The sequence below is a fragment of the Vibrio sp. 10N.222.47.A9 genome (assembly GCF_963872585.1).
In the GTDB taxonomy this organism is placed as follows: domain Bacteria; phylum Pseudomonadota; class Gammaproteobacteria; order Enterobacterales; family Vibrionaceae; genus Vibrio; species Vibrio splendidus.
In genome coordinates this window covers 1-26,767 of record NZ_CAWNBB010000033.1, presented here as the reverse complement: position 1 = coordinate 26,767, position 26,767 = coordinate 1, and the positions used below count along the sequence as shown (strand labels likewise).

26 protein-coding genes are annotated in these 26,767 nt (G+C 39.9%); 21 read left to right on the top strand and 5 right to left on the bottom strand.

Translation table 11 applies throughout. The features are described 5' to 3' along the window. Positions 1-156 precede the first annotated feature (156 nt). Positions 157-2,328 (top strand): polysaccharide biosynthesis tyrosine autokinase, encoded by a 2,172-nt coding sequence (locus AACT19_RS09590; protein WP_076646084.1) that lies wholly within the window; start codon positions 157-159, stop codon positions 2,326-2,328. A 263-nt stretch (positions 2,329-2,591) separates the two neighbouring features. Here the strand turns inward: AACT19_RS09590 and AACT19_RS09585 are convergent, their stop codons facing one another. The 3 genes from AACT19_RS09585 to AACT19_RS09575 form a co-directional block, all read right to left on the bottom strand. Further along, positions 2,592-2,927, bottom strand: a complete 336-nt coding sequence (locus AACT19_RS09585) for a hypothetical protein (RefSeq protein ID WP_076646083.1) — start codon at positions 2,925-2,927, stop codon at positions 2,592-2,594. Positions 2,928-3,336: 409 nt separating this feature from the next. Continuing rightward, complete coding sequence (locus tag AACT19_RS09580; RefSeq protein ID WP_165689843.1) at positions 3,337-3,942, bottom strand: N-acetylmuramoyl-L-alanine amidase; 606 nt, start codon at positions 3,940-3,942, stop codon at positions 3,337-3,339. Continuing rightward, on the bottom strand, positions 3,894-4,367 hold the full coding sequence (locus tag AACT19_RS09575; RefSeq protein ID WP_076646081.1) for a hypothetical protein: 474 nt from the start codon (positions 4,365-4,367) through the stop codon (positions 3,894-3,896). Before AACT19_RS09575 ends, AACT19_RS09580 begins: the two co-directional genes overlap by 49 nt. Positions 4,368-4,653: 286 nt before the next feature. On the opposite strand from AACT19_RS09575, the gene AACT19_RS09570 reads away from it, so the two are divergent. The 18 genes from AACT19_RS09570 to wecA (AACT19_RS09490) all read left to right on the top strand — a co-directional run bounded on the left by AACT19_RS09570 (position 4,654) and on the right by wecA (AACT19_RS09490) (position 21,976). Further along, positions 4,654-5,787: a helix-turn-helix domain-containing protein gene (locus AACT19_RS09570; RefSeq protein WP_076646080.1), complete on the top strand. Its 1,134-nt coding sequence runs from the start codon at positions 4,654-4,656 to the stop codon at positions 5,785-5,787. 99 nt (positions 5,788-5,886) lie between these two features. Further along, entirely contained in the window at positions 5,887-6,207 is a 321-nt protein-coding gene (locus AACT19_RS09565) for a hypothetical protein (RefSeq protein ID WP_076646079.1), read from the top strand. A gap of 386 nt (positions 6,208-6,593) precedes the next feature. Beyond that, the gene (gene wecB / locus AACT19_RS09560; protein ID WP_076646078.1) at positions 6,594-7,718 is read left to right on the top strand and encodes a non-hydrolyzing UDP-N-acetylglucosamine 2-epimerase; all 1,125 of its coding nucleotides are present in this window, start codon (positions 6,594-6,596) and stop codon (positions 7,716-7,718) included. A 19-nt stretch (positions 7,719-7,737) separates the two neighbouring features. After that, positions 7,738-8,373: a hypothetical protein gene (locus AACT19_RS09555; RefSeq protein ID WP_076646077.1), complete on the top strand. Its 636-nt coding sequence runs from the start codon at positions 7,738-7,740 to the stop codon at positions 8,371-8,373. Then, positions 8,363-8,998, top strand: coding sequence for an HAD family hydrolase (locus AACT19_RS09550; RefSeq protein ID WP_076646076.1), 636 nt, complete (start codon positions 8,363-8,365; stop codon positions 8,996-8,998). The genes AACT19_RS09555 and AACT19_RS09550 overlap by 11 nt, the downstream gene beginning before the upstream one ends. After that, the gene (locus tag AACT19_RS09545; RefSeq protein WP_076646075.1) at positions 8,991-10,082 is read left to right on the top strand and encodes a hypothetical protein; all 1,092 of its coding nucleotides are present in this window, start codon (positions 8,991-8,993) and stop codon (positions 10,080-10,082) included. Before AACT19_RS09550 ends, AACT19_RS09545 begins: the two co-directional genes overlap by 8 nt. Further along, positions 10,072-10,398, top strand: coding sequence for a cupin domain-containing protein (locus tag AACT19_RS09540; RefSeq protein WP_207551960.1), 327 nt, complete (start codon positions 10,072-10,074; stop codon positions 10,396-10,398). Before AACT19_RS09545 ends, AACT19_RS09540 begins: the two co-directional genes overlap by 11 nt. Further along, entirely contained in the window at positions 10,399-11,151 is a 753-nt protein-coding gene (locus AACT19_RS09535; protein ID WP_076646073.1) for a glycosyltransferase family 2 protein, read from the top strand. A 47-nt stretch (positions 11,152-11,198) separates the two neighbouring features. Further along, positions 11,199-12,494 (top strand): hypothetical protein, encoded by a 1,296-nt coding sequence (locus AACT19_RS09530; RefSeq protein ID WP_076646072.1) that lies wholly within the window; start codon positions 11,199-11,201, stop codon positions 12,492-12,494. After that, positions 12,478-13,542: a glycosyltransferase family A protein gene (locus tag AACT19_RS09525; RefSeq protein ID WP_076646071.1), complete on the top strand. Its 1,065-nt coding sequence runs from the start codon at positions 12,478-12,480 to the stop codon at positions 13,540-13,542. The genes AACT19_RS09530 and AACT19_RS09525 overlap by 17 nt, the downstream gene beginning before the upstream one ends. After that, positions 13,539-14,657 (top strand): glycosyltransferase family 4 protein, encoded by a 1,119-nt coding sequence (locus AACT19_RS09520; RefSeq protein WP_076646070.1) that lies wholly within the window; start codon positions 13,539-13,541, stop codon positions 14,655-14,657. The genes AACT19_RS09525 and AACT19_RS09520 overlap by 4 nt, the downstream gene beginning before the upstream one ends. 23 nt (positions 14,658-14,680) lie before the next feature. Then, positions 14,681-15,832 carry an O-antigen ligase family protein gene (locus tag AACT19_RS25525; protein WP_076646069.1) on the top strand — a complete coding sequence of 384 codons (1,152 nt, stop codon included), beginning with the start codon at positions 14,681-14,683 and terminating at the stop codon, positions 15,830-15,832. Continuing rightward, the gene (locus tag AACT19_RS09515) at positions 15,801-16,706 is read left to right on the top strand and encodes a glycosyltransferase family 2 protein (RefSeq protein ID WP_076646068.1); all 906 of its coding nucleotides are present in this window, start codon (positions 15,801-15,803) and stop codon (positions 16,704-16,706) included. Before AACT19_RS25525 ends, AACT19_RS09515 begins: the two co-directional genes overlap by 32 nt. Continuing rightward, on the top strand, positions 16,703-17,527 hold the full coding sequence (locus AACT19_RS09510) for a glycosyltransferase (protein ID WP_083717876.1): 825 nt from the start codon (positions 16,703-16,705) through the stop codon (positions 17,525-17,527). The genes AACT19_RS09515 and AACT19_RS09510 overlap by 4 nt, the downstream gene beginning before the upstream one ends. A 5-nt stretch (positions 17,528-17,532) precedes the next feature. Next, positions 17,533-18,384, top strand: a complete 852-nt coding sequence (locus tag AACT19_RS09505) for an ATP-grasp fold amidoligase family protein (RefSeq protein ID WP_076646067.1) — start codon at positions 17,533-17,535, stop codon at positions 18,382-18,384. Between the two features lie 184 nt (positions 18,385-18,568). Continuing rightward, entirely contained in the window at positions 18,569-19,735 is a 1,167-nt protein-coding gene (locus AACT19_RS09500; RefSeq protein ID WP_076646066.1) for a nucleotide sugar dehydrogenase, read from the top strand. Between the two features lie 192 nt (positions 19,736-19,927). Continuing rightward, positions 19,928-20,794, top strand: a complete 867-nt coding sequence (gene galU, locus AACT19_RS09495) for a UTP--glucose-1-phosphate uridylyltransferase GalU (protein ID WP_076646065.1) — start codon at positions 19,928-19,930, stop codon at positions 20,792-20,794. 102 nt (positions 20,795-20,896) lie between these two features. Then, positions 20,897-21,976, top strand: a complete 1,080-nt coding sequence (gene wecA, locus AACT19_RS09490; RefSeq protein ID WP_065608318.1) for a UDP-N-acetylglucosamine--undecaprenyl-phosphate N-acetylglucosaminephosphotransferase — start codon at positions 20,897-20,899, stop codon at positions 21,974-21,976. Between the two features lie 244 nt (positions 21,977-22,220). On the opposite strand, the gene wecA (AACT19_RS09485) is transcribed toward wecA (AACT19_RS09490), so the two are convergent. Then, the gene (gene wecA, locus AACT19_RS09485; protein WP_065608330.1) at positions 22,221-23,285 is read right to left on the bottom strand and encodes a UDP-N-acetylglucosamine--undecaprenyl-phosphate N-acetylglucosaminephosphotransferase; all 1,065 of its coding nucleotides are present in this window, start codon (positions 23,283-23,285) and stop codon (positions 22,221-22,223) included. A 351-nt stretch (positions 23,286-23,636) separates the two neighbouring features. Between wecA (AACT19_RS09485) and gpmM the strand changes: the two genes are divergently transcribed. Continuing rightward, positions 23,637-25,169 carry a 2,3-bisphosphoglycerate-independent phosphoglycerate mutase gene (gene gpmM, locus AACT19_RS09480; RefSeq protein WP_076646064.1) on the top strand — a complete coding sequence of 511 codons (1,533 nt, stop codon included), beginning with the start codon at positions 23,637-23,639 and terminating at the stop codon, positions 25,167-25,169. A 497-nt stretch (positions 25,170-25,666) separates the two neighbouring features. After that, the gene (locus tag AACT19_RS09475; protein ID WP_065608328.1) at positions 25,667-26,149 is read left to right on the top strand and encodes a hypothetical protein; all 483 of its coding nucleotides are present in this window, start codon (positions 25,667-25,669) and stop codon (positions 26,147-26,149) included. A 46-nt stretch (positions 26,150-26,195) separates the two neighbouring features. On the opposite strand, the gene AACT19_RS09470 is transcribed toward AACT19_RS09475, so the two are convergent. Beyond that, on the bottom strand, positions 26,196-26,705 hold the full coding sequence (locus AACT19_RS09470) for a methylated-DNA--[protein]-cysteine S-methyltransferase (protein WP_076646063.1): 510 nt from the start codon (positions 26,703-26,705) through the stop codon (positions 26,196-26,198). Positions 26,706-26,767 lie beyond the last annotated feature (62 nt).

Sequence of the window (26,767 nt, the reverse complement as noted above, 5' to 3'; positions counted from 1 at the left end):
AGATTTAAATGCAGTAGGTTTTAAATAGACAGCTTTTTAAATGTCATGCTCTAAACATAGGCTTGGCTAAGCCACCAACAGAATCATATAAAAGAGAAGTACGCGGAGCGTATATATCGTCTCTTAAATAGCAATAATTTAGGAAGTAGCAAACAAATGACAACACAACCCTCTCAGCAATCGCATACAGATAACTCTGATGAGATAGATTTAGGAAAACTGCTTGGCATTCTGCTGGACGCTAAATGGCTAATCATGCTGACCACATTCGCTTTTGCTGTGTTTGGTATTGCGTTTGCATTGCTTTCAACGCCGATATACAAAGCGGATGCCCTGATCCAAATTGAAGAGAAGAGCTCTGGCGGCATTTCATCGATGGTCGGCGATATGGGAGACATGTTCTCTCAGGAGTCTTCTGCCACGACAGAAGTGGAGATCATCAAGTCTCGTATGATCTTGGGCGAAACGGTGGATAAGTTTAACCTCACGACGGTGACATCTCCTAACTATGCACCCATCGTGGGTAAAGGGTTTGCTCGCTTAACTGGCGACATCAACCACATCGCAGTAAGCCGCTTTACCTTGCCAAGCTATGCGAGCGAATATGCTCACACCATTCAGATCGTCGATGCTGAACAGGGTACTTACCAATTGGTTCGTGGCGATGAGCGCGTTATCTTGCAAGGCAAAGTGGGTGAGCTAGCAACAGCCGACGACTACAGCTTGTTTGTGGCAGGTTTTGAATCACACAACGATTTTGAATTCTCTATTAGTCAACGTAACCGACTAGAAGCGATCGAATGGTTGAAAGCTTCTTTGTCTCTGTCTGAACAAGGCAAACAAACTGGCATTTTGAAGCTGAGCTTTGAAGGCGAAAACAAACAGCAAATTTCTGAAATTCTTAATCATATTAGCCAGATCTACTTTTTACAAAACGTGAAGCGTAATTCAGCGGAAGCAGAGAAGAGCCTAGAGTTCTTAGAGAGCCACCTTCCGGGTATTAAATCTGAGCTAACCGGCTATGAAGACGTACTGAACAATTATCGCCAAAAGAACGAATCGATCGATTTGGGTTTAGAAGCACAATCAACCTTGAAGGTAATGGTAGAGCTTGAAGCTCAATTGAATGAACTAACGTTTAAAGAGAGTGAAATCAGCCAACGCTTCACTAAAGATCACCCTGCATACAAAGCCTTGCTTGATAAGCGCAAAACACTATTAGGTGAGAAAGAACGCCTAAACAAGCAAGTACAAAAGCTGCCAAAAACACAGCGTGAAGTACTGCGTATGACACGTGATGTTGAAGTGAACCAACAAATCTACATTCAGCTGTTAAACAAGGTGCAAGAACTGAGCATTATCAAAGCCGGTACGGTTGGTAACGTTCGTATCTTAGATGATGCACAAGCGTATGCTCGCGCCGTTAAACCGAAGAAGCCATTGATTGTTGTATTAGCGACGCTACTGGGTGGCATGTTAAGTGTCGCGTTTGTATTGGTTAAAGCGGCGTTCCACCGCGGTGTTGAAAGCCCTGACCAAATTGAACAAATCGGCCTTCCGGTTTACGCAGCGGTACCAAAATCAGATTTACAGATTGAGCTAACCAACCGCTTTAACTCGAAGAAACAGCAAACCAAGGGTACCCAAGCTCTGCTTGCTGAATCGAACCCTGCGGATCTTTCGGTTGAAGCGTTGCGTGGCCTTCGTACCAGCTTGCACTTTGCGATGCTAGAAGCGAAAAACAATGTGTTAATGATCTCTGGCCCTGCGCCGGGCATTGGTAAATCATTCATCTCGACTAACTTTGCTGCAGTAGCCGCAAAAACAGGCCAGAAAGTATTGTTGATTGATGCGGATATGCGTAAAGGCTACCTACAACAAAGCTTTGGTGTGAACTGGGATAACGGCCTTTCTGATGTATTAAGCAGTAAGCAAGAGTTCGCTCAATCAGTGAAAACCACACCAGTAGAAAACCTACATATTATTACTCGCGGCCAAGTGCCACCTAACCCATCTGAGTTGCTGATGCACCCACGCTTTGCCGAGCTAATGGAATGGGCATCAAAAGAGTATGACTTGGTGATTGTCGATACTCCGCCAGTACTTGCGGTAACCGACCCAAGCATTGTCGGCGCCTTCGCTGGCACCACACTAATGGTGGCGCGCTACGGCCAAAACACCATTAAAGAGATCGACGTTGCTCGTAACCGTTTCGAACAATCAGGCATCGAAGTGAAAGGCGTTATCTTCAACGCCATCGAGAAGAAAGCTTCAAGCTCTTACGGCTATGGTTACTACAACTACACGTATTCGAGCGACAAGAAGTAAAGAAAGCAGTAACGAGATGCGAGTAACCGGGTAAACGAAGAGCTGAAAGGCAGATACGAAATTCGAGTGGCGAGATACGAAAAGCGCCACTCGAATCTGCTCTTCACCTCTTCATCTCTTCGTTACTCGTTTACCCGTATCCCGCATCCGCTCTTAAGCCTTTCGCATCCCGTTTACCCGTCACCCTCATCTGCTCCTCTAGCTTTTCGCATCTCGTTTACTCGTTACCCGTATCTATTATTTATCCACTCGCATCTGCACTTCTACTTCTTCACCACTCCACCCGTTAAATACAATCCAATTGCTGCTAACACCGGATAACCAAACGCTTCATTGGTCATTTCCCCCAACGCTTTCCAATCGTAGCCGTGCATACAGCCTAAAATCACCATTACATGCAGTGCCACATAAGGAATGGTGAACAACAACACAATGTAGCGCTGTACTAACTTAAAAGGTTCATACGCTTTAAGGAGTGCCAGCTTGTGCTTCGCTTTTTCTTCATCAGTAAAAAACATCGCATCTCCTGTGTTGGTGAGTACATCTAACCCCTTGCTAATCGAAGACTGGCTCCCAAATATTCTTCCGAACAATGTCATACTGCTCCTTGGTTTATTGATTGGCTTTGACCGCATGTATAGCCTTTGACTGTATAACCTTATGGTTCGACAACCTTAGCGAGACCTCTCCTCCGTCATTTATCTGTTGAATTAGATTCCCTATCACGTTCGTCCCTCACTGTAGGGAATGACGACTACTTTTATTAAGTTAATAATCCCACGACTCCGTCATTCCAGAACTGAGGAACGAAGTATCTGGAATCCGCTTTTAGTCTCTTCGCTACTCGTTTACCCGTCATCCTCATCTGCTCCTCTAGCTTTTCGAATCTCGATACCCGTTACCCTCATCTGCTCCTCTAGCTTTTCGAATCTCGATACCCGTCACTCGCATCCGCTCTTTTAGCTCTTCGTATCCCGCTTACTCGAATCCCGCATCTGCTTCAAGCTCTTAAGCTCTTAAAGCCATAACCGGACACGCCTTATTCACCCTCCAATCTTTATGCCCCTTAACATTCTCATCTGAAATCAAGAACTGCTCTTGTAATGCTGCCACCAAACCAAACAGCGCCTTACGCTGTGCAAGTGTGAAGTTATCTTCTGGTTGCAGCTCGGCATTACAGCCACCGACCAAACAAACCCCAATATTGCCCTTGTTGTGTCCTTTCACATGCGCGCCTGTTTGCGACAGCGGCCTGCCGAGTTCGACATCCCCGTTGCGACGAATAACAAAGTGATACCCGACATCGCGCCAGCCTCTCTTTTTATGCCATCGGCGAATCTCGGCTACGCCTACATCTTGCTGTGGCGGCGTGGCGCTGCAATGCACAGTAATAAAGGAATATGGCGGGCAATGAGGTAAGCGGAGTAAAACCGAAACTAGGCTGAATGAATAGGATGCTGAAGGTAAACAAGGCTCTAACGAAGGGATAAGCTCCACCTTGCTAGCCTGCTCTTTCGAGTCAACCAGTTCTTGTGAATCAGCAGTCGCTTGCAAGCCAGGCGCTTTTAACGGCTGGTGTGGAACTCGATCAGTTGCTGGTGGAGTGTTTGACAAAATAAATCCTCGTGTTGTTGTAAATAGGCGATTAAAGACGTTGATAACGATTCTTTTAAATTAGGGTGTAATGCGATGTGTTTTCGCAAGCTTGCTGCTACGGTTTTGGCATAACCAGAGTGGTGGCTTACATAGCGTAAATACATCACGCAATAACCTAATGGTTGGGCGCGCCGTGCTCGGCTGATCATCCAACAAATATCCTCATAGCTGGGGGCGTCACCGCATTCATCCTCATTAAAATAACAATCTTCCATTTGGCTTTCTTTAGAACCGCCGGCTTCATAGCTCAGTACTTGGCCAGACCCATCACTATCACTAAAAAATAACGGCTGGCGTGACTGAATGAGGGAGTTAGCACGGCACTCGATGCTCGCCATGCCGGGTTGATACGCTGAAATAAAAAGAGAAACTATCGCCTTCATTAAGCACCTTATTGCTGCATGGGGAGGGCAATGTACTTCAAGACTTGTAATTGGGGTTGGCGGTAATAGCGCGAAAACGGCGGAACACAGAAAAGTGAGAGGTGCTTCGAAAAGTCATTGATCAATAAGGTTGATATTGCATATCTATCCGAGGCGATTAACCAAACATCTTTTCTTACAACTTATCTCATCGGGCTTTCGCCCCTAAAGCGCCAAAAAATGTTGTTAATGCCCTTTATATCAATGGATTTCTGTATGAATGCCCAATTAACAAGGAGCGTTAACCATGTGTGTTTCTCTTATTCTTTCTTTCATCCCATTAAAAACCGGGTCGCCCATCAGCAAGTTGGTGTTATTAAAATTGGCCGACAATGCAGACGCGCGCGGCGTGTGTTTTCCTTCCCTAAATTACTTGGCGCAATATTGCGAAGTGTCGGTAAGAACCGTGAAACGACACGTTAACGAATTGGAAAAACAAGGCTTTGTGAAGCGGATAAAGCGGTTTGATGATTCAGGACGCCAGCGCAGCAATATATATCAGCTGCGCCTACCCAACGACAGCCACATTCAGCAGGCCGATCTAGACCAAGCAGCCAGAGCTCTAGATCAAGAAGACAGAGATTTAGACCTAAATGATCAAACCGACCCAGATAACGCTAATGTAGAACAAACAGACTTACCGCCAGCCTCGCCAGAAAATGCACAGAAGACAGAACGAGAAAAGAAAACAGAACAGGCGCAGAAAACAGACCATTCAGACACTCCCCTGGGTGACTCAAGATCCAACACGGAGAGTGATCACCTGGCACACATAATCTTTCATAAAGAACATAAAACAGAGTTGAGCTTGAAAAACGGCATCTTAGATGACACCGATGTACTTGATCCTCCAAGCGGTTCTGAACAACATGAGATCTCGACACCTAAAACCAACGCTACCAAACCAATAAGCCAAAAGAATGAAGCTGTAATTCAGCTGCTCACCAAAGAGGGCTGTGCGCCGATTTATCATGAGTTCACCACCATATTAGAACGCACCTACCCCAAGTTAGATGTGCTGCAAGAACTGCATGCCATGCAAGCGTGGCTGTACATCAACCCCGATAAGCGCAAACCCTTTGAGCACATTGGCCACTTTGTGAATGGCTGGCTAAGAAGAAGCGCCCAAGCCAAATCGAAGCGAGACTCATCGCCAGTCTCTAAGCAAACAAGAACGGCTAAACCAGCAAGGGCTTCTGCTTCTACATCGACCAAGGAAGCTAAAACTCAACCGGCAGCCAAGCCCATGGTTCACAAACAACCCACGCCCGTCTCTCAAGCCCTAGCGGACTACAAAGCCAAAAGCACCACCAACCCGTTCGAAGCACGTATCAAGGCCCTAGTTCAATCCAAATCGCCCGGCACGGATTCTAAGCAGTGACCATTCGATTATTCACAGGCTAAGCACTTGTTCACACAGCCAAAAGCGAACACAGACAAAAAACGTCAAGAAAAAAAAGTAGAATTAAGGAGAGGGCAAATGGACGATATCAGCCTAAAAAAACTGACAACGGAAGAAAAAGTCACCATTTTAGAAAAAGAGATAGCGCGAGTAGAAGGGCGCATTGGCGAGTTCTTGAAACTGCTGGTTAACCACTACCCACAGGGGTTAACACGCACAGAGATTAAAGCGTTACTGGCGGTAAACAACAACCCGAGCTTCGTCTCGCTGTATAGAAACGGCAATATTTTCATTGATATAGAAAAGCGCTACTGCGACGCATCACAAGAAAACCGCTACCACATAGGCACTCAATACCTGCAAGACGTACAATGCTTCCGGTGGCTGAATGCGTGGTGAGTTGTTTGTCATGCAAGAGTCAACTTCAAACTGGTTAATATGCACTTACTTTGCTAGAATGCCCCGCATATTTAAAACCGTATGAAAACCGCATAAAGCGAACAAATTGTGACTATTGCCTTTAGGAGCCAAACCTAAGGGCGGTAGCGTACCCAAATGCGACTGGCTAGCAAGTTATGTGGTAAGCCTAAAGGTTGAAAGCCGTTTTGGCGGCCTATTGGGGCGGTTTTTAAAAAGGTAGCAAAATCTAGGTTTTATAAGGGATTGTCCAAAATAGACTGTCTCAAAATGAATAAAAAGTGTCTCAGGGCTATTTTAAATACTGAGGCTAAAAGTTATAAAAATCACTTCCTTTAATTTCACCTGTCGGTTGGAAACTTCATAAAATGACTAAGAAAAAAATTCTTACGGTTTTTGGCACACGTCCAGAAGCCATCAAAATGGCACCTCTGGTTCATGCTCTAGCGGCCGATGACCGCTTTGAAGCCAAGTGCTGCGTGACGGCTCAGCACCGTGAAATGCTTGATCAAGTTTTAGAGTTATTTGAAATTACGCCTGACTATGACCTTAACTTGATGAAAGCAGGACAAACGCTCAATGAAGTGACCGCGCGTATTTTGTTAGAGCTTAAGCCAGTTTTAGAAGAATTCAAACCCGATGTGGTTTTAGTTCATGGCGATACAGCGACGACGTTCGCTGCAAGTTTGGCGGCTTATTATGAGCAAATTGCAGTCGGTCACGTGGAAGCTGGCCTTCGCACAGGTAATATTTATTCACCATGGCCAGAAGAAGGCAATCGTCGCCTCACCGGCGCGTTAACAAAGTATCACTTTGCACCAACGCAAACGTCTAAAGAAAACTTGCTTAAAGAGAACTTCAATCCAGAAGACATTAGCGTTACCGGCAACACTGTGATTGATGCGCTATTGATGGTAAAAGATAAAATTGACTCTGATAGTGATTTAAACGCAACACTTTCAGCTCAGTTCCCGTTCTTAGACGTAAACAAAAAACTGATTTTAGTGACAGGTCATCGCCGTGAAAGTTTTGGTGGTGGCTTTGAGCGCATTTGTGAGTCGCTTGCTATTACGGCTAGAGCACATCCAAATACGCAAATTTTGTACCCAATGCATCTTAATCCAAATGTGCGCGAGCCTGTTAACCGCATTCTTGCAGACATTGATAACATCCACCTTATTGAGCCTCAGCAATACCTGCCATTTATCTACTTAATGAGTCGCGCGCACATCATTTTAACTGACTCCGGTGGCATTCAAGAAGAAGCGCCTTCACTAGGTAAACCTGTGTTGGTGATGCGCGATACGACCGAGCGACCAGAAGCCGTTGAAGCAGGCACGGTTAAGTTGGTTGGTACTGATGTGACTAAAATTACAGCCAATCTTGATTTATTGTTAAACGATGATGATGAATATAAACGGATGAGCTTTGCTCACAACCCTTATGGTGATGGAAGGGCGTGTGGAAAAATACTAAACCAAATTTTAAATTAATTTTGATTGGGAACTAATTATGAAAGATATCATCGCCCACCGGGGCTTTTGGCTTAAGACATCTGAGCAGAATACAAAAGTAGCATTTGAAAGAGCACTTTCTAATGGTTTTGGTATCGAAACAGATCTTAGGGATAGAAATCAGTCTCTGGTTATTAGCCATGATGTTCCCAGTGTAGATGCAATGCCGTTTGATACATTCTTGGGTATTTGTAAGCATTCTAGGAAAGACCAAAAAATAGCACTAAATATCAAAGCAGATGGACTACAACCATTGTTGGAAGAATTTGATATAAAGAATGAACATTTTTATTTCGATATGTCCGTTCCGGATATGATTGGCTTCCTAAAAAAATCAATGAATGTTTTTAGCCGTTATTCAAATATCGAAGAAGAACCTTCGTTATATGGCGACTGCAAAGGAATTTGGTTGGATAACTTTAATGATAATAAATTGAACTTGGTAATTTTAGATAAATTTCTAAAAGATAATAAGAATGTTGTGCTGGTTTCTCCCGAACTACACAAAAAAGATGAATCAGGTTATTGGTCAGATTTGAGAGAGTTTATTAACTCGAATCCACAATGGTCTGATAATATTGGGCTTTGCACCGATTACCCTTCAAAAGCGCGAGATTACTTCAATGAAAAATAAAATTAAAGCCGTTATCTTTGATATGGATGGTGTTCTTATCGATGCTAAAGATTGGCATTATGATGCATTAAATAAAGCGCTTGAAATCTTCGGTCTCAATATTAGTCGTCATGAACATTTAACAACTTTTGATGGTTTATCAACAGGCCAAAAGTTAAAAATGCTATCTAAGGTTTATGTTCTGCCTGAATCTTTGCATGAATTCATTAATGAAATGAAACAACAGTATACAATGGACATCACTCACCAACTCTGTAAACCAATGTTTCATCACCAGTTTGCTTTGTCTAAATTGAAAGAAAATGGTTATCAAGTAGCCGTTGCTTCTAACTCTATCCGCAATACAGTTAAAGTGATGATGGAAAAATCTGCATTGCTAGAGTATCTCGACTTCTACTTATCTAACCAAGATGTATCAAACGGCAAACCTGATCCTGAAATTTACAATTTAGCAATTTCAAAATTAGGTCTTAAGCCAGAAGAATGTTTAATTGTTGAAGACAATGAGAATGGATTGAAAGCAGCTTACGCTTCAGGTGCTAATGTACTGAAAGTAGAAACAATCCATGATGTAAATTTTGATAATATCACACAATTTATTAAAGAGGTTGAGTCGAATGCTTAATATCCTAGTACCTCTCTCTGGAGCCGGTTCATTCAGTGTTTCAAAAGAAAATAAATTCCCAAGAATTTTAAATGATATTAATGGTAAGCTTCTAATTGAGCGGGCAGCAAAGCCATTCTTAGACCTAAAGTTAGACAAAAAAATCACAGTCGCCCTCCCTCAGCCAGAAGCAAGTAAATACCAGTTAAATAATGTCATGAAGTTATTAGACAGCAAAATTAAATGCTGTGCTATTAATGGGAATACACAAGGTTCGGCTTGCTCTGCATTACTTGCAATTGAAGAGCTAGATCTCGACTCACCACTGGTTATTTCCAGTTTTGAGCAAGTACTTGATTTTGATATTAACAGCCATATAGAACACTTTATTGATTCGGAGGTCGATGCCGGTGTATTTACTTTTGAAGCTATGCATCCTAAATGGTCGTTTGTAAAAGTTGATAGGAATGGATTTGTCACACAAGCTGCTGAAAAAATGCCAATTAGTAACAAAGCTGTAGCTGGTCTGTATTATTTTAAGTCTGCAAGATTGTTCATTGATTCAGCTAAAGCAATGATACGTAAAGATGTAAAAACGAATGAGAGTTTTTTTATTTCCCCAACATTAAATGAAATAATTCTAAATGAAGGTAAAGTAAAAGCTATCGATATTGATAAATCTTGCTATTTCCATGTTACTGATGAGCATGAATTAAATAACTATGAGCAAAAAGTTATAGACAATATTGGAAGAGAACATTCTGAGATATTGCGTAGGACCAAAGAGTATGTTGTAGCCTTTAATAGTAAATCTATAGATATGATAACCCCACTTTTTTCAGATGACTTCTTGCTTATTGACCCCGCAGGTCAGTTTAAGGGGGCTTCCGTAGTTCAGGAGTACATTCAAGGTATTTTTGACTCAACGACAAATATGTGTTTTACAGCACTGAACATATATCAAACTGAAAATTTCTACTCCATTATCGAATTTGAATTAATTATTGATGGAAAAAAAATTGTTGGCACTGATGTTATTAAGTGGAACAAAAAATTACAAATGGAAGAAATGAAAGCTTACCTTTATGAGAATAATGATGGATAAACATAATATTAATGACTTTGTTCGCGGTTGGTTTGTGGGCGGTTTTGAACCTACATTATTCAAAACTACAGATGTAGAAGTTGCGATTCAGAAATTTAAGAAAGGCGATAAAGAAGCAAGCCATTGCCATAAAATTGCCACTGAAATAACAATGATTGTTACGGGGAAAGCTAAAATGAAAAATATAGTTCTCAATGCAGGCGATATTTTACGCATTAACCCCGGTGAATATACTGATTTTGAGGCTTTAGAAGACACAGTGACAACGGTAGTAAAATTACCCGGTGCACTTAATGATAAGTATTTGGAGAAATAAATGTTAAATATAGTTGTCCCTATGGCTGGTCGTGGTAGTCGCTTTGCAAAAGAAGGGTATGAGCTTCCAAAACCACTTATTGATGTCAATGGAAAGCACATGATTGAGGTTGTTGTAAATAACCTTAAACCAAATTGTGAACATCGCTTCATATTTGTTTGTCAGAGTGAACACATTGAAAAATATGATTTGAATCAAATCTTCTCTAAATCTTGCGAAAATTTTGAAATCGTTGCCATTGACGGTATTACTGAAGGTGCAGCAATTACTGTACTAAAAGCGCGTAAATATTTTGAAAATAATGACCAATTGATGATTGCTAATAGCGATCAGTGGGTTGATGTTAATATCAATGAGTATCTCAATGATATGGAAAGACGTTGCTTATTCGGCAGTATGCTAACAATGAAAGCAGATGATTCTAAATGGTCATATGCTAAAGTTTCTGATTTAGGTTATGTAACAGAAGTGGTCGAAAAAGTGGTTGTGTCTGATGAAGCAACTGTTGGAATTTATAACTTTTCTAACGGGGCCGACTTTTGTAAATATGCTGACTATATGGTTCAGAATAATATCCGCAGTGGCGGTGAATTTTATGTTGCTCCAGTTTACACTTACATGGCTCAAGCCAATAAGAAAATTGGTGTTTACAATATAGGTAAAGAAACTGATGGAATGTATGGGTTGGGGATTCCAAGTGATTTGAAGCTATTTTTATCACTGGAAGTTGCAGAGCGAGCAACTAATTTTTAATCAGATCTATAACTAAGATCAGAGAACTTCTGGTACATGATATTAAAATGAATAGTAAAAATATATCCAGTTCTGAATCCAAACTTTTATTTCTTAAATCTTTCACCGTACTATTTGGCATTGTATTTGGTTTTATTCAACCTGCAGTGTTCATCCGAACTTTAGATGAGTCTGATTTGTCATTTATCCTTCTCATTTCTGGGTTAGCAAGCTATCTAGTATTTTTTGATTTTGGTATTAGTAAGCCAGCGTATGCTAGACTTAGAAAAATGTTCTTGGATGGAGATGATATTGGTTCAGAAGTCTCTCTTTTATCCATAGCTTCATTAATGATAATGTTTGTTACATTGTTAATATTTACTTCTTTGATTATGTATAAATATTATCATAATGGATCCTACAGCTTGAGTGCAATTTCAATATTCCTTTTCAGTGCTACGTTATCTATAACGGTAGGTTTCAATAATTTAAAAATACCGCTCTTGGCATCAGAAAAATATCTTTTTTGTCAAAAAATAGAATTAATTAAATCAGTATTTTTTTACTCTTCTATCTTCATTCTTTTCTACGATAGCAGTTTTATTCTCACATCGATATTTATGTTTATTAGCGGAATGATCTCGGTCATAATTGTTTTTCTCAAGGTGTCAGAGGTAAAAGGTTTTTTTATAGATTATAGTGTGAAAAAATTATGGATAAACGTTAATGAGATAAAAAAAAGATACGCGTCAAAGGCTACAAATTATATGATTTTTTCATTGTGTGAGTCTTTTATCTATAATGCATCTTACATACTGATCCCCATTTTTTTTTTAGAAAGAGACTTGGTGACTTTTTCACTTTGGATGAAGATATTTTTAGGCTGCACTTTAGTTTCTAAAGTCGTAAGTGAAACATTTATACATCGGCTAACAAGAGAAATTTCTTCAAAAAATGAAAATGCAAAAGTATCTTTTTTAAAGCTATCTTGCTTCTGTGTGTTAATATCTATACTAATATCAACAGCTCTTTCTATATTGGGCGACGAAATATTCAAAAATTGGACCGGAAACAGATATCAATTGAGCTTCGAGTATATCGTAGCTTTTTGGTTTTTTTCAATTGGAGTTGGGTTACAAAATCTTTCGGGAACTATACTTCTTTCTTTAGGAAAATATTTTAAATTTATGAAAAATACTAGCTTAATCATGGCTATTGCCTTTTTTTCTATTTATTTACTTGGTAATCAATTATCTCTAATATTTCCTGAAGTATTGATGCTAACCTCTTTAGTTTACTTTTTTGGAGCAATTTTTTACTACTCAATATGTCTTAAGGTTATTTCTAATGAAACTTTTATATAAATCTCGTGGTCGGGAATATGAGATCTCTCAGAGATTATCTAATTTAATTAGAATGACCAATTATAAAGAATTTGAAGATGTTGATTCTGTTAATATTTACTTAGAAAAAAATGAGTTAAGTTATGCACCAGTTATAATACGTGAGATTTCAAATAAAATAGCGTATCAAGGTGAAGTGAATTTAATAACTGGTCATCATGATTTATCAAAAGATATCTTTTTAAGAATACTAATACAGAGATTTTTCCACATATCTGCATATAATAAAGGTAACATTCAGTTGGTGAAAAATTGTCATTACTCTGACTGCTCCGTTGATAATTGGACTTTTGGCATCATAACCGCAGGTAAAAGAAAAGATTATATTGCCAAAATCATAGAAAGCATTAAATCTCAAGAGATACCGAAGTGTGAAGTTATTATATGCGGCAATGTGGGTGAAATAGAAAATTATAGTAATGATTATGTAAAGCTAATAAATTTCAATGAGAAAGATGATTTAGGTTGGATTACTAGGAAGAAGAACATAATAGTTGAGTCTGCAAAATATAACAATATTTGTATACTACACGATAGGTACATTCTTTCAGATAATTGGTTTTCAGGATTTAATGAATATGGCGGCGACTATGATGTTTTGTCACTCCCGCAGGTATTCAAAAATCGTAACTTACCCTATTGGCTAGAGAACAAAGCCGAGATGGATAATCCATATGATGTAAACAAGATATGCCCCGAGAGTTATTGGTCTAAACATCTCTATATGCCGGGTGGTGTAAATGTTTTTAAAAAAAATGTGGGTGTGTCAATAAAGTATAATGAATCGCTATTTTGGAATCAAAAAGAAGATGTCGAACTTTCAAGGATGCATCTTATGAATGGTTACTTGCTCCGGTTAAACAACTTGTCAACGCTAGATGCTATGTTTAGCCACTGGCAGGAACCAAGCAGACTTGGGTCGATGCTTAGAAAAATCAAAGAATTATGTTTTAAATTAGTAATCAAATCCCGAACGCTAAGTAGTTATGTTAAGAGTATCGAAAAATGAATAAAATAAAAGTTGTTATATTTATTAACAATATCCTGAATCAGGATAGAAACAGTTTTACTATCGGTGGAGTACAAACATATCTAGAAGAGTTGGCAAAGAACTTAGTTCACAGCGGGAATTATTCGTGTGAGATTATTCAATTCTCTGACAGTGAATTCCAAGTTGAAGTTCAGTCAATAAAAGTGATAGGCACAGGGAAAACAGATAAAAAAGGCGTCAGAGGGTATATAGCTAGTAACTATGACCGAGCTAGTACAATCGTTATCTACGGAACTGATAAGTTTGCATTTAAGCTTCCAAACTATGTAACAATAAATATCCAACATGGAATTGCTTACGATATCGAGGCTTTTGAAGGAAAAAGGAAAATATTTAATAACTTGTTATTGATTCCAATATATAAATTTCTGCAAAGATTTAATGCAAGAAGGATTGCTAGTATCGGTGATATATTATGTTGTGTGGATTATAATTATTATAATTGGATTAAGACATATGGTTCTCATAACGAAAATCGAATTAGCGTAATTCCGAATTTTAGTAGAGTCACGAACGAAGAGGTGCCTAGAAATAAACGAGTGATCATTGCTCGGCGTTTCGTTGAGCGTAGAGGTATAGGTCTGATCGCACGTGTCATTGATAAATATCTTGCCGGTGGGGGGACATTGGAATTTACGTTCGCTGGTGATGGTGAAGATAAGCATATTATAGAAGACCTAAGGGATAAATACCCGGGAAATATCTCTATTACTAGGTTTCACCAAACAGAATCTCAAAGTGTTCATTCTAATTTTTCTTTTGCATTAGTTCCTTCCCTAGGTTCTGAAGGGACAAGTTTAAGCCTATTGGAAGCTATGTCGGTTGGGTGTGTAGTCGTTGCTTCTCACGTAGGAGGAATAACTAATATTCTTGTTAATGAGTATAATGGATTTTTAATTAAACCTGATGAATCTAGTTATCTTGATTCTCTCAACTATTTAGAGTCGATTAGTGATAAAGATTTTAAAGTAATATCTGAAAATGCCAAGTCAACTGTTGAACTTGGATTTTCAATAAAAAAGTGGTCTCGTAATTGGGTTGAATTAGTCAAATCAGCAGAGAAGAAACTATAATATAATTGAGTCAAACCATAATTATGTCCACTTCATTGAAATTTTCTATAGGCCCATTAGTAGGCATTATATGCGCCTTCTTGCTTAACTTACCGACTATTAAGTTATACATCCAGTCAGAATATTTAAATCTTGTGCCTTTGCTTTTTTTATTAATGCTATTTTTCATTAGTGATAGTAAATATGGGTATATTAAGAAAGTAAAAACTTACCTATGTGCATTAATTTTTTTCTATACTTTGGTTATATTTTCTGGGGTATTTAACAGTCAGTACTTTGATTTTTTTTACTTGTCAAAGTATCTAAATATTATGCTGGTATTTCCACTTGTTGCTATATTATTTAATTATTCAAGTATAAAGTATTATATATGGGCTAATGTGGCATGGGGGGCAATAGTCGCTGTTTTATACAGTGTCAACTTGGTAGATATGACTAAGATAAATTATTTACAAGTGGGGCATCCGATATCTTGTACCTTATTGTCATGCTTTATCATTTTATTTTCTAAAGTTAAATATACTACTAAATTAGTTATATTGGGTTTTTCCACAGTTTGTTTTCTATCTCTATTATCATTATATGGTCGGAGCCCATTGATATTCCCAATGTTAATCTTTTTCGTATATTTATCCGTTGGTTTTATTAAAAACAACCTATTTCTTGGGTTCTCTATTATATCCGTCTTGATATACTCGATTATTCTTTATTTTGATCTGCTGATTTCTTCGCTGCCATATCATCTCCGTAGTCGAGTAGAGAATTTTCCTGACATTATTTCGGATGAACCTAGGATTATTACTTGGAAGCAAGCTCTTGACCTCATAATGGACTCTCCGTTTGGGTATGGAGCGGAATCGTCGGTCGGACTACTGGGCTATGTTCCTCATAATTTTATTCTGGAGTCTGGTCTATCAATTGGTTTGTTAGGTATCATTATTTCTTCTTACTTTATGATTACTACTTTACGCGAGGTCGTTCATGGTTTTTCTTCAAGTAATCTAAGTTTAAAGCTGATAGCAGGTTATGCAATGTACTATGTCATGAGGTATCAAGTCGGCGGCTCTATTGGCAGCTCATATGATTTTTTCTGTACCTCTTTAATTCTTATTCTCTCTATATTCATTATTAAAGGTAAATCTCGTGATATCAATTGTCATTCCAACACACAATAGGCCAAAGTTACTAAAAAAGACTATTGATGAATTGAGTTATCAGACCTCACTTGGCTTTGAAGTTGTAATTGTTGATGATGGGTCCTATCCGAAAGTTGAAAGCTCTATATTTCAAGGGCTAGAAGATAAGATCTCTTGCCATTTAATTCGGAATGAAGTTCCTAAAGGTGGAAATTACTCAAGGAACTTGGGAATTAAAAGGGCAACCGGTGATTTCATTGCTTTTTTGGATGATGATGATTTATTCACTCATGATAAAATTGAAGTGATCGAAGCTGCTATCTCTGATTCTCCTGAGATTGATATCTTTTATCACAAGGCTAGGATTGTTTTTGACAGCTATAAAATCAATTATGAGTCATCACCAAAAAGTGAATTTAAATATAAAGACCTTCTGATTTCAAATTGCATTGGTGGAACACCGATGGTAATTTTAAGGAAAAGCTCGATGATTTCTGTTGGTATGTTTAATGAAGATATGCCTGCACTTCAAGACTATGAGCTCTGGTTAAGGCTAGCAAAAAATGATTATAAGTTTCGCTATTTAGATAAACCTTTGACCTTATATCATTACTACCTTTCAGAAAGTAGTGTATCCAAATCTAATACTAAAAACGATGATGCGTTTGCATTAATTCATTCTATTTATGCTGAGGACTATAATGAGTTTACTCAATGCGAATTAGATGAGCATGTATATTGGATAAATAGAAACTATAGCCATAGGTGTCTATTAAACAATAATATTAAGTCCGCAATCATGTATCAGTATCGAAATCTTGTAAAATCCCACTCCTTAAAAGACCTGCTAAGATTGGTCTCAATTTGTTTTGGAAGAAAATTTAATTTATTTTTAAGAGGGTACATCAAGTGATTCAAGATGACTATGTAGCTGTAATCATGAGTGTATATATTAATGATTCTCTCATCGATTTTAAAGAGTCTATCGATAGTATTTTAAATCAAAGTTATCATAAGTTTGAAGTTTATATATATGTAGATGGCCCCGTTAAAAGTGAGATGGAAATGTTTTTAAGGGATGTTTCTAACAATGATTATGTTCAAGTTATATTCTCAGATTCAAATATGGGGCTTGCTCATGCGCTAAATGAATTAATTGACATTGTAGTTGATAGAAATTACTTTAAATATATCGCTAGAATGGATAGTGATGACATTTCTAGAGTGGAACGATTATCCAAGCAAGTCAGCTTCATGAAAAATAATCCTGAAGTCTCTCTATCAGGTGCATACTGTAGAGAATTTGGCAATGATATGGCGTTAGAATGCAAGAAAGTACCCTTAAAACATAGTGAAATAGTAGATTATAGTATCTCACGGTGCCCTCTCATCCACCCAACTGTAATATTTGATATCTGTTTATTTGAAAAAGGTTTTCGATACCCAACAGATAATATATTAACTGAAGATATGTGTTTTTGGGTTGAGTTGCTCAGAGAAGGTTTCATATTTGCTAATTTAGATGATGTCGTTTTAGATTTTAGAATCTCTAACGCCACATTATTTAGGAGAAATGGTTATCGGAAAGGGGTTAATGAACTTTTTTTGAGGTTTTGTCACATGAAATCAATGAACAGGGTTTCCATGCTGAATATAATTAAAATATTGTCTAAGTTTTTTACATATTTACTTCCTCCTTCTATTTTGAAAATAGCTTACAAGAACCTTAGGTGAGTTACATGTATTTTAAAAATATATTAAAATTTATAATAAAATCGCTACCACTGTCATCCAGAATTCGTTTGATGTTTTTATTTAAACACAAATTTTTTCTCTCATTTAGTACACCTAAATTATTTAGTGAAAAAATACAAGCTCGTAAGTTGAGTGATATTACTCATTATGCAATGTTGTCAGATAAGTTTGCAGTCAGGGACTACGTTAAAAGAACTATTGGGAGTGAATACTTAATTCCACTGCTATGGTCAGTTGATGGCGACGAGTTTGACTCTATCCCTGATTTAGAAGTACCAGCCGTTATAAAAACAAATCATGGTAGTGGTCTAGACCATATTGAATTTTTGCCCTCAAAAAAATCAAATATTGAGATTGTTTCAAAATTCAAGTCAGCTCTCTGCTCATCATATGCAGGAGAATTGTACGGTGAAGTGCAATATTCTAGTTATGACAGAAAGGTAATTATAGAACAAAGGCTCGGTAATCTATCGAGTGTACCCCATGATTTCAAGTTCCATGTATTTACTAATGATGGTTCACCGAGGTGGTTTTTACAGGTAGATTTTGGTCGGTATGAAGATCATCACCGCAACTACTATGATTCAAACTTGAACCTTCTAGACCTACAAGTTTTACGACCTAATGGAAAGTATTGTCTTCCAGCTAAGAAAGAGCTCGATTTTATGGCTGAGCTCGCAATTAAACTCTGCGGAGAAATGAGCTACGCTAGAGTTGACTTATACCTTGTAGATGGTGACGTCTATTTTGGAGAAATAACACTCACTCCTGGTAGTGGTTTTGAAAAGTTTAGCTCTAGGCATTTTGAAATTGAATGGGGGAGTTTATGGAAATAAAAAACGCGAGATTTGAATTACTATATTTGTTTCTAGGAATAGCGGCGATTATGGTAGTCACTTTTTAACTCACGTGTTGGTGGTCATATATTTGAATCCTATTTAGTGGGGTATACCTGTCAAAATTCAATAAGCTACGGATGAAGTATATTCGTTCATTCTAAGTTAATTATAGGAAGAAAAAATGAAAGTTGCTATTGTAGGGACTGGTTATGTTGGTTTGTCAAATGGCATACTGTTAGCGCAGAATCACGAAGTTATTGCTGTAGATGTTGTAGAGGCGAAAATCACTCAATTAAACAATAAAATATCACCTATTGTTGATACTGAAATCACAAATTTTCTTACCAGCAAACCCCTCAACTTCACCGCAACCTTAGATATTGAAACTGCGTATCGAGATGCTGAATATGTCATCATCGCAACACCTACAGATTACGATGTTGAAACTAACTATTTTAATACCTCATCAGTTGAAGCGGTCATTAAAGATGTGATGACGATTAACCCCAATGCAGTGATGGTGATTAAATCGACCGTTCCTGTAGGTTATACCGCGCGCATTAAAAAGGAACTTGAATGTGAAAACCTTATGTTCTCGCCAGAGTTCTTACGTGAAGGCAAAGCGTTATACGATAACCTGCACCCATCTCGTATTATCGTTGGTGAGCGTAGTGAACGTGCGGAAGTGTTTGCGAACCTTCTTGTTGAGGGGGCAATTAAAAAAGATATTGAAGTCTTATTTACGGATTCAACAGAAGCGGAAGCGGTTAAGCTGTTCTCGAATACTTATCTAGCGATGCGCGTTGCCTACTTTAATGAGTTGGACTCTTACGCTGAATCTCATGGTTTAGACGCCCGTCAAATCATTGAAGGTGTCGGCTTAGACCCTCGTATCGGTTCGCACTACAACAACCCGTCATTTGGTTACGGTGGCTACTGCTTACCAAAAGATACCAAGCAACTGCGTGCTAACTACGCGGATGTGCCAAACAGCATCATTGGCGCGATTGTTGATGCCAATACTACTCGCAAAAACTTCGTTGCTGATTCCATAATCAAACGCAACCCGCAGCGCGTGGGTATTTATCGTTTGATCATGAAATCAGGCTCCGACAATTTCCGTGCATCCTCAATCCAAGGCATCATGAAGCGTCTTAAAGCCAAAGGCATTGAAGTGGTGGTGTATGAACCTGTACTGGAAGAAAGAGAGTTCTTCCATTCCGCTGTGATTGAAGATCTTGCCGAGTTTAAAGTGATGTCGGATGTGATTGTTTCTAACCGTATGGTCGAAGAACTGAAAGATGTCGCGGATAAGGTCTATACCCGAGATCTATTCGGCAGCGATTAGTTCTGCGCTTTCCAGTAACGCTTCAAATGTGCATTACTTTGAGCCGTTCATATTTCAGCAAACCTCAAAACTCTAATAATTATTGTGCCTCAGCTTAGCTTAGTTCGAGGCTCTATTTGGGGCGAAAATGCCTCAATATCACCCGCAATATTTTATATATACGTCAGTCAATAAAACCTAAGAAATAAAACAATGATTAAACACTGCTTATTCCCCGCAGCCGGTTATGGTACGCGCTTTTTACCTGCAACTAAATCCATGCCAAAAGAAATGATGCCTATCGTTAACAAGCCGCTTATTGAATATGGCGTTGACGAGGCGATTCAAGCGGGCATGACCAGCATGGCCGTTGTTACTGGCCGCGGTAAAAGCTCGTTAATGGATCACTTTGATAAGAACTACGAGCTTGAGCACCAAATTCAAGGCACTAACAAAGAGTCTTTACTCGATGATATACGTTCTTTGATTGATTCAGCTCAGTATACGTTTATTCGCCAACGCGAAATGAAAGGTCTAGGGCATGCTATTTTAACAGGCAAAGAACTGGTCGGTGATAACCCATTTGCGGTTGTTCTGGCTGACGACCTTTGCATTAATGATGATAAAGGCGTGTTAGCTCAAATGGCCGCTTTGTATCGTCAGTTCCGCTGCTCTATTGTCGCGGTAGAAGAAGTACCAGAATCTGAAACGCACAAGTACGGTGTGATTGCCGGTGAGCACTTAAGTGATGATCTGATTCGCATTACCGATATGGTCGAGAAGCCAGAGCAAGGTACTGCGCCAAGTAGCTTAGCGATTATTGGTCGTTACATTCTAACTCCAGATATCTTCGATATTTTGGAAGAAACGCAGCCGGGTAAAGGCGGCGAAATCCAAATTACGGATGCGCTTTTAGAGCAAGCCAAAAATGGTTGTGTGATTGCGTACAAGTTTAAAGGTAAGCGTTTTGATTGTGGTAGCGTCGATGGCTATATCGAAGCGACGAACTACTGTTATAAAAATGTCTATCTGAAAGGCAGCAAAGCAGAAATGGATCAAACCGCTACTGAAAAGGTGTAGCGCATATAAGTTCGATCAATCGCGATAGTTTTTATCTTTATTGCTGTCGCTTCATTGTTCCATGGAATCACCTTTTTCTAACAATCTCCAAGGCTTAAACCGATGCCACTGTTTGAATATCTTATCGAACTCTCTATGTTCTTTTTTCTCTCCTTTTCGGTATTGTACTGTATGCGTAAAGTAGGCTATGTCATTGGCTTGGTCGATAAACCGAATGCCAGAAAACATCATGAAGGTGTGGTTCCTTTGGTGGGCGGGATCTCTCTCTGCATTACCGTGTTGTACTTCCTTTACGTGAATGCCGCTGAGTTCAAGAGGGTTGAGGTAGCGGCGGCGTGCTTAACGGTACTGGTATTGATTGGGGTCGCCGACGACCGCTTTGATATCAGTTTTAAGCTCAGAATGGGCGTGCAAGCTATCTTAGCTTTGATCATCATGAACTATACGGGGTTAACCCTCTCTCATGTCGGTAATGTGTTCGGATTGGGTGTGCTGGATTTCCCTATCGTGGTTGATAGCATCGTTACTGTCATCGCTGTGATCGGTGCTATTAACGCCTTTAACATGGTCGATGGCATTGATGGGCTACTGGGTGGCTTAAGCATGGTGGTATTTGCATCGTTAGGTGTGGTGTTCTTCGCCTATGAACTCGAGTTTTATACCTTTTTTATGGCAGTGATGGTGGTGATCTTATTACCCTTTGTTCTGTTCAATTTAGGGTATTTTGGCAAACTGCGTAAAGTGTTTATGGGTGATGCCGGTAGTATGATGATCGGCTTCATTGTCATCTGGGTTTTAATTGGTGGAACGCAATCTGAAGAGGGGCCTTATGTCATCCGGCCTGTCACCGCCTTGTGGTTAATCGCAGTGCCTTTGATTGATATGATGGCCATTATGATCCGCCGGATTCGCAAAGGGCATTCTCCGTTCCACCCTGATCGCGAGCACTTTCACCACATTATGCAACGTATCGGTTTTACACCTCGTGAATCTTTAGTGGTGATTTGCTTGGTGCAATTGGTGTACTCAACGCTGGGCCTATTGGGCGAATACTTCCAAGTGCCAGAGTTCATTATGTTCTACACCATCGTGGCGTGTTTCTTATTCCACACTTACGCGATGACGCACTCTTTTAAGATGGCGAAGATAGTAAGAAAGTGGAAGAAGCTAGAAGCGAAATAGTTTGATGTGTCGTTAACGGACAGGTCTACTATCGCAGTGCTTAGCTGGTTAAATTAGAGAGTTAGAGAGTTAGAGAGCTAAAGCAGTCACAATAGCTCAAACTAAGACAAGCATATAAAAAGGGCCCAATCTCAATATGAGGTTGGGCCCTTTTTGCGTTTAGCTTGAGAGGCTTTATATGTAAGCGCTTTTGCTCTTAATCATCTTCTCTTTAAAACCTAAGCCATTAATACATTTCTAATCACTAGTACACTTTTTCTGGAAGGTTACGCCAACTTCTAATCCAGCTTGTGATACGCCAAACATAGCTCATGGCCACAGTGTATGAAGCAAAACACAACATAAACAGGATGAACATGGTCGATTCAGCAATCTCTAGGAATTCTCCGTAGATACCGAACCCTGCAAAGCTACCTGCGATCAAACAAATGATGGCCAGAGTTTGTCGTGACGTAAAACCAAGGCGCTGGAAAATATGGTGTAGGTGTTCTCTGTCGGGCTTGAAAGGGGAGTCACCGCGGCGTACACGTCTGAACATGATGGCAGCCATATCCATCAGCGGCACAGCAATTAGCCACAATGCCGTAATTGGTCGCATCATGGTTTCTAATGGGTCTTGGCTGGCACCGAGCAGTAACCAAATCACGGTAAAGCCAATCATCATGCTACCAGCGTCGCCCATAAAGACTTTACGCTCTCGCCCAAGAATACCAAGGTTCATCATGATATAAGGAACGGTTGCGACAATGAACACCACGCATAAATACGCTAAGCCGTGCTGGCTGTCGACTTGAAGTAAAATGGCGATACCACCAAAGGTCACAATAGCAAGCCCACCTAATAAGCCATCAATACCATCGACCATATTAAACGCGTTAATCGCGCCAATCACAGCAAGTATCGTCACTACAGGGCTAAGAAACCCTAAATGCAGGTCGCCAGTACCAAATAGGTTGCCAATGTTCTCTAATCGAATATCGGCGAAATACATCATGCAGATGGAGAGAATCGCTTGCACTACCAGTCGTATTTTAAAGCTAATGTCGAAATTGTCATCAAGCGCCCCGATAATAATCAGCGTAATGACAGAAGCTAAAAAGAGTGGGCTATGTGGGATAACGTCTGGGTGGGTAACGATGAACTGGCTAATGGTTAAGCTGATCGCTATCCCCCCCACCAATGGGATCGCGCCACTGTGCAGTTTTCTTTCATTTGGTTTATCCACTAAGCCAATGGATTTTGCCACTTTTCGCATCAAAAAGAGTGAGGAAAAGGAAAAGAAACCAACAAATGATAGCTCTAATAACATGATGAACTCTAGCCAATGTTTTGTATGAATTTTGAATGCGTGCATCTTACGCTAAAACCATCAATATGTACACTTGGTTGAGTATGTTTTATTCTGTGCATTTTGAATGTGATATTCGATTTTAGTATGTAATTGAATGTTAATTCAGAATGGTGGCTACGATGTTTTGGCTAGTATTATTGCTTAGGCTTTGTAGGTGCCTTAAACACAAAATGACGTTCTTTTTCATATTCGATCCTCCTACCTGCGCCCTTTCTTGATCTTCCACTACAGTTTTGACTGTAAACTGTAGTAAAATTACGCTAATTTGTTTTTATACCGATTTATTTTGAATTGAACGAGGTCAGTCCTATGTCAGCTAAGAAGCCAATGGCTCTAGTGATCCTTGACGGTTACGGTTACCGTGAAGACAACCAAGACAACGCTATCGCGAACGCTAATACTCCAGTATTAGACGGTCTTATTGCTAACCAACCTAACACGCTAATCTCGGCTTCTGGCTTAGATGTTGGCCTACCAGATGGTCAAATGGGTAACTCAGAAGTGGGTCACACCAACATTGGTGCGGGTCGAGTGGTATACCAAGATCTAACGCGCATTACTAAATCAATCGCAGACGGCGAATTCGGTCAAACTGAAGCGCTAGTGAATGCTGTTGATAAAGCGGTTAAAGCAGACAAAGCCGTGCACATCATGGGCCTTATGTCTCCAGGTGGCGTTCACTCTCATGAAGATCACATCTACGCAGCTGTTGAAATGGCAGCAGAGCGTGGTGCAGAGAAAATCTACCTACACGCATTCCTAGACGGTCGTGATACACCGCCACGCAGCGCAGAAAACACATTAGCGCGTTTCCAAGAGTTGTTCGCTAAACTGGGCAAAGGCCGTGTGGCTTCGCTTATTGGTCGCTACTACGCAATGGACCGTGATAACAACTGGGATCGCGTTCAAGAATCTTATGACCTTCTTACTGAAGCGAAAGGTGAATTCACGTTTGATACAGCGGTTGCTGGCTTAGAAGCGGCTTACGCTCGTGATGAAAACGATGAGTTCGTGAAAGCGACTGAAATCAAAGCGGAAGGCGAAGAATCAGCAGCTATCGTTGATGGCGATGCGGTTATCTTCATGAACTACCGTGCCGACCGTGCTCGTGAAATCACACGTGCGTTCGTGCCTAACTTCGACGGTTTTGAGCGTAACGTATTCCCAGCGATCGATTTCGTGATGCTGACTCAATACGCAGCAGACATCCCACTTCTATGTGCATTCCCACCGGCTTCTCTAGAGAACACTTACGGTGAATGGCTATCGAAAGAAGGCAAAACGCAGCTACGTATCTCTGAAACAGAGAAATACGCGCATGTGACGTTCTTCTTCAACGGCGGTAAAGAAGACGAGTTTGAAGGCGAAGAGCGTCAGCTTGTTGCTTCTCCAAAAGTAGCAACGTACGACCTACAGCCAGAAATGAGCGCACCAGAGCTAACTGAAAAGCTTGTTGCAGCAATCAAAGGCGGTAAATACGACGCTATCGTTTGTAACTTCCCTAACTGTGACATGGTTGGCCACACTGGCGTTTACGATGCAGCGGTTAAAGCGGTAGAGTCGTTAGACGAATGCCTTGGTAAAGTGGTTGAAGCAATCAAAGAAGCCGATGGCCAACTGCTTATCACCGCTGACCACGGTAACGCGGAAATGATGGTAAACCCAGAAACGGGCGGCATCCACACGGCGCACACTAACTTACCAGTTCCACTTATCTATGTGGGCAGCAAAGACGTTGAGTTCAAAGAAGGCGGCAAGCTGTCTGACTTAGCACCAACGATGCTTTCTCTGTCTGGTATCGCAATTCCAGCTGAAATGTCAGGTGATATTTTAGTTAAGTAGTACTGTTTAAGATAAGCAGTGACTGTTTAAGTTAAGTAGATGTTTTTTAGATAAATAGCTACTTACTTTTCATCGAATACGAGAACGGGCTGCACGCGAGTGTGGCCGTTTTTTTTTGTGATTTTTCTGTCCTCAATGTCAAGCCAGTAAAACCAGTGTCTATCTGTTTACCTGTCTACCTATCTTTCATCCTGCTTCTATTTTATAGCCAATATGGCCGACATCCGCTCTTGATGAGTTTGAGCCTGATTCTAAGCATGAGCATGAGCATGAGCATAAGCATCGAAGCGAAATGGATTCATTTCCTCATTGTTTATCAAATAAACAAAACCTTGCACATCTATTTTGTTAGTGCTAACTTTTCAGTAATTGAACGATCGTTCAGCTGTTAATTTAATTTAATTTAATTTAATTTAATTTGATGAAGATAAATACGATGAACACTTGGAGTGTTTTTCTATTCAAGTTGTTCTATTTCTCTAATGGAAGTTAAAAATATGAATAAAAAGACGCTTATCATGACATTTTTTGTCGGCTTGATGGCTAGTATTGCCTTTATCTTGATTCAGCCTTTGTTTGGTATGTCGACACTGACATCTCGACACGCTGCTGCGTACGTGACGTTGGGTGGTTATGATCCAACGAGTGCACTGGTGTTGTCGTGGGTTGTGCATGTTGGCGTTTCATTGTGTTATGCCTTTCTTTCGAATCTTATTTTTATCTTCAATTCATCGTTTTCCGTTAACCTCATCCAAATCGCTGTATTGGGTTGGATAACCACGCTTATTGCAACGCCAGCCAATGAATGGGTAGTGAAACTCGTGACGACAAAACAGTTACCGTCTATCAGTACGTTATCTGCACTGAACACCGATGTCGGGCCAAAGTTATGGCTGCATATTCTGTTTTTTGTTCTTATCGTTGGCGGGTTATGGGTGGCGAAAAAACAACGTTCCGCTATGGCTGTTGCGAAGATTTAAAGGGCTGTCGCGAAGATTTAAAGAGCACTTAAACACGTATCTTGGTTTATTCGGCTATCTGTTTGTTTGAGATTTTTAGCTCGTTGTTTACCATTTTTAGCTCGAAATCCAACAACCACTCTTTGCGGTTCATGCCGCCGGTGTAGCCGGTTAATGTTCCATTCGCGCCGATGACCCTATGGCAGGGAACAACAATACTAAATGGATTCTTGCCATTTGCGCCACCCACAGCTCTTACGGCTTTTGGGTTGTCCATTCTCTTTGCTTGCTCACCGTAACTGATGGTTTCGCCATAAGGAATGGTTGTTAAAGCTGTCCATGCCTTGCGTTGAAAATCAGTCCCCTTTGGCAGCAGTGGTAAATCAAAGCTTGTACGTTTTCCTGCAAAGTACTCATCTAACTGTTTCGCCGCCCGTTGGCAAAGGTCATCTGGATTGCTAGTCATTAGCTCTTCATGATTTACATGGTCAATTTCAATAAGCGACACACCATTACTCACAATGATCATCTTGCCTATTGGTGCGTCATAAAGCATTTTGTAAGTGGTGTCTTCCATGTCATCTTCCTTCTTCTAGTCTCTTTCTGCTCTCAAGCTCTTCGAATCTCGCATCTGCTCTA